Source organism: Microcystis wesenbergii FACHB-1317 (assembly GCF_014696875.1).
GTDB classification, from domain to species: Bacteria; Cyanobacteriota; Cyanobacteriia; order Cyanobacteriales; family Microcystaceae; genus Microcystis; species Microcystis wesenbergii_A.
The window spans coordinates 1-3,665 of record NZ_JACJQV010000035.1 but is presented as its reverse complement, the minus strand read 5'-3'; the positions used below and the strand labels follow the sequence as shown (position 1 = coordinate 3,665).

At 44.7% G+C, this 3,665-nt stretch carries 3 protein-coding genes; 1 reads left to right on the top strand and 2 read right to left on the bottom strand.

Annotated elements, in window-relative coordinates; all coding sequences use genetic code 11:
* Positions 1–504 (bottom strand): ISAs1 family transposase (locus H6F92_RS00600; RefSeq protein ID WP_190356424.1); only part of this gene is annotated, 504 nt, incomplete at its 3' end.
* 447 nt (positions 505–951) lie between these two features.
* On the opposite strand from H6F92_RS00600, the gene H6F92_RS00595 reads away from it, so the two are divergent.
* Positions 952–1,668, top strand: coding sequence for a potassium channel family protein (locus H6F92_RS00595; protein WP_190356423.1), 717 nt, complete (start codon positions 952–954; stop codon positions 1,666–1,668).
* Here H6F92_RS00595 and H6F92_RS00590 read toward each other — a convergent pair.
* Positions 1,625–3,253, bottom strand: a complete 1,629-nt coding sequence (locus tag H6F92_RS00590; protein WP_190356422.1) for a cation:proton antiporter — start codon at positions 3,251–3,253, stop codon at positions 1,625–1,627. The genes H6F92_RS00595 and H6F92_RS00590 overlap by 44 nt on opposite strands.
* Positions 3,254–3,665: the final 412 nt, after the last annotated feature.

Sequence of the window (3,665 nt, the reverse complement as noted above, 5' to 3'; positions counted from 1 at the left end):
TTGGAGAGTGCAATCCTCAATTATAGCTTGACCTTCGTCGATTTCAGACCCTTTTTTGTTTTCAATTCTTTTTAAGTGTAATACCAAGCCACTTTCTTGACTAAACAATGAGACAAACATAATAAAATTTTGTTGTTCATTGTTAGGATTCTTTAGAGTGTTTTTGAGACTTTTTCCATCTATGTCTAGCCAATTTATATCACTTCTTTGTCCATATTCTTCTAATGCCCATTCATTAAACATTTTTAACAAAATCTGACCATCAACTCCCATCATCACCCTTCTAATTGTTGAAGAGGATGGGACTCTTTCTGGAATTATGTTAAATTCTTTACTCAGCCTGTGCCGATTATTTTTAGCAAACTCTCCTAGTTCTCTATAACCTGAGTATCCTAGCATTGTTCCCAGTATTATTACTACTAATACTATCCATAAAGGGTGTCTTTTTCCTTTATCTTTCCGAAAGTCCTTGACTTGTTTCAGTTTTTCTATTAAGCTCAACATATATTTGAAAGGTTGGCGGTCACTTATCATTTTACCTGATAGTGATCGCTTTTACTTTTGATATTCTGATGGGAGAATGAAACAGCCCTAGGGGCAGGGGTAGGGCTGATTCATTCTCTAGTTTGATTCCTTGTTTGTCTGTCTTCAATCGCTTACGGGGCAAGCAAAGCAAGGCATTTTAAAAATTTTTCAGATATTTGTTCTGAGAAATTGACTGAAAACCTTGCCAGATAAGGATTTGATTGAATGACATTTGCGAGAATGAAACGACCCTAGGGGCAGGGGGGGTGTGGGGTTTTATCGATTTTCAGGTGGTGAACTACCTAATTTTCAGGGAAAAAGCCCCGGAATTTTCCCCCCGATCCCCGCAATGGCTGGCACTTTTTGAGGGGAAAAAAGTCTAAAACTCCTATCCAACAAGGTTTTTAGATTTATTCAGCAGACCCTATGTACGTTTTAATTGGTGGGGCGGGAATGATGGGGCTAGGTTTAGCCCAACAGCTTTTAGACTTGGGACACACCGTCGCCATCGTTGATGTGGACCCTTTAGCCTGTCGGTTTGCCCGGGAAAAAATCGGCGTCATGGCCTTTGAGGGGAGCGCTGTCAGGACAAAAGTTCTGCTAGAGGCGGGGATTCGACAAGCTAACGCGGTTGTTGCCGCACTGAGAGACGATGCGATGAATCTAGCCCTAGTCACCCTGTCTAGAAGTTATGGCATTTCCCATATTGTGGTGAGAATGTGCGATCGCGAATTTCTCGAAGCCTATCGTCTTGCTCGAGCTAGTCACATCATCAGCACGATTGATTTAGCCGTTGTCACCATGGCCAATGCGATCGAATACCCCGAAGTAGAATCGATGATGCACTTTGAACAGGGGCAAGTGGAGGTGCTAAAGCTGCCCGTCCCCAGAGATTGTTATGTAGCTGGGCGTACCGTTGCCCAAATCGCTCAAGATGCCAACTTTCCGACCGGTTCGCTGATTATTGGCTATCAGTGTCACGCTTCTGCCAGTTTAGAGATTCCCAACGGCAATACCGTCCTAGAAGCCGACTCAACTATTTTGGTGGTTACTCGTCCGGAATTCGTCAAACCCATGATCGATTACCTCGGCATTCAAACTAATCATCGTCCAACGATAGAAGTTTCTCATCCAAACCTTTGACGTAGGATTGTACTAAATCTTCTGGTACAATGCGTTTGCGAAGTGCATCGCTCAAGGCTGCCTTCTCAGCGAGGAACAATCGTCGTCGAATGGCATCTAGTTGACCGTTGTTAGGCTCCATTTGCCCCGATCGAGACTGATTATAAGCATCCCGCAGCCGCCGTTCCGATACCGCCACTTTTGCCTGATAAGATGCCCACAGTTCTTCGTACACTGCTTTCGGTAAAACGCCCGATTTCAGTAAATTGGCTAACTCATCTTGTGCCGCTTTCGACGCGATCAACTGCAGCTGTAACTGTCCAATCTCCCGTGTTACTGCCGAAACCTGACTAATATCGAGCTTTTTAATTAGCCAGGGTAAGGCTAATCCTTGGATGACCAGAGAAAATAACACAGCCCCAAAGACTAGCTCGATGATCAATTCCCGTCCTGTTAGAGTCAAAGGAATGGCAACTGCTAGGGCCATGGAGAGGGAACCCTTGATGTTGCCCAAAATCAGAATATGTTGCCAGCGCAAGGGGATCGGTCGATCGATCCGGCGAAGTACCCATAGTAAAGAATACACTGACAGAATACGCCCCAATTGATAAGCCAAAATGACCAGCACAATCGATGGCAAGGTTTGCCAGATGGTCAAGGGGTTGATTTCAATGCCAATAAGCAGAAAAATAAAGGTATTGACGATAAAACCGGCATATTCCCAAAAACTGATCAGGGTAATGCGATCGGATGCAGAGGCGCTGCGAGGCAGCCCCAAGTTACCAAAGACAAGTCCAGCAATAACTACTGCCACCGCTCCCGATACACCCAAAAACTGCCCGAGTTGAAAAGCTCCCAAGGCAAGTGCAACCGTAAGCAACAGGCTACTCAGCGGCTCCCGTAAGCGCACATAGATAGGCAGACACAGGTAGCCTAGGACACCGCCCACTAATCCCCCACCCAGCGCAACGATCAAAACTTCCTTGATGACTTGTGTGGTGCTGATGGTTCCAGTCGCGTAAATCACCAAGAGCAAATTGAAGGTGACGAGTGCGGCTGCATCATTAAATAGTGTTTCCCCTTCCACAATAGTGGAGAGCCTAGAGGGAACCCGAATTTCTTTAAAGACGGCAATCATCGAGACAGTATCGGTATTTGCCAGAATCACTCCCACCAGTAAGGCGGGAATCCAATCTAGCCCTAGGCCAAATTTTACCAAAACTGCAATAATCGCCGCAGAAAAAACCGAGCCGGGTCCTGCCAGCAATGCGATCGGTTTAAAGGTACTGCGAAGACGGCTGATATCGGTATTAATCGCCGCTTCAAAAATCAGAATCGGCAGAAAAAGGTTAAGCACTAAAAACGGATCTAACCCAATACGACGAGATAACAGATCGGTGATCGGTAATCCTGCTAACACTAAACCTGCCACATAGGAAATGCGTAATCGCTGGGTTACTAGAGCAACGGCAGTGGCAATCAGTAGCAGCAGGATCAAGACAAGAACCAGTTCAGGAATGTCTCCCACCGTTTGGCTGTTCACAGCAGGATTGCTATCGAAGGATTTTTGTTGTGCTGCCCAGGCTACTAAGAATTCTACCCTCATAAGACGATTTTACCGAGAATTAAGAACTTGACTATTGTTCATAATATAAGTGCGAAACCTTTAGGCATGAAATCGGGTTGAAATGCCCGAAATAACCGCCTAGTAAGGTCTTCAGTCCCCTGAGTGAATTTAAAAGGTCAACGTCTCGACTTCGATCGAGGTTGACCCTGACCAACCTTATAACTGTTTATATGTCCCGACGTTTATGTATCAAATTGATACATAAATCAGGCAAAGGGACTCAAGGTCAATACACTTTGTAACAATTATAGCAATTCTTGGAGCTATGAGGTACAATAGAAAGCAAATAGACAAATAATAGAACTTACCAGCTTCCTATGAGACCCTATTCCGTAGATTTTCGCCAAAAAATTATCGATGTCTGGAAGAAAGAAAAAATTTCCATTCGAGG

Coding starts and splice junctions, on each gene's coding strand:
- H6F92_RS00595 (WP_190356423.1), top strand. CDS start 952: ATGTACGTTTTAATTGGTGGGGCGGGAATGATGGGGCTAGGTTTAGCC.
- H6F92_RS00590 (WP_190356422.1), bottom strand. CDS start 3,253: ATGAGGGTAGAATTCTTAGTAGCCTGGGCAGCACAACAAAAATCCTTC.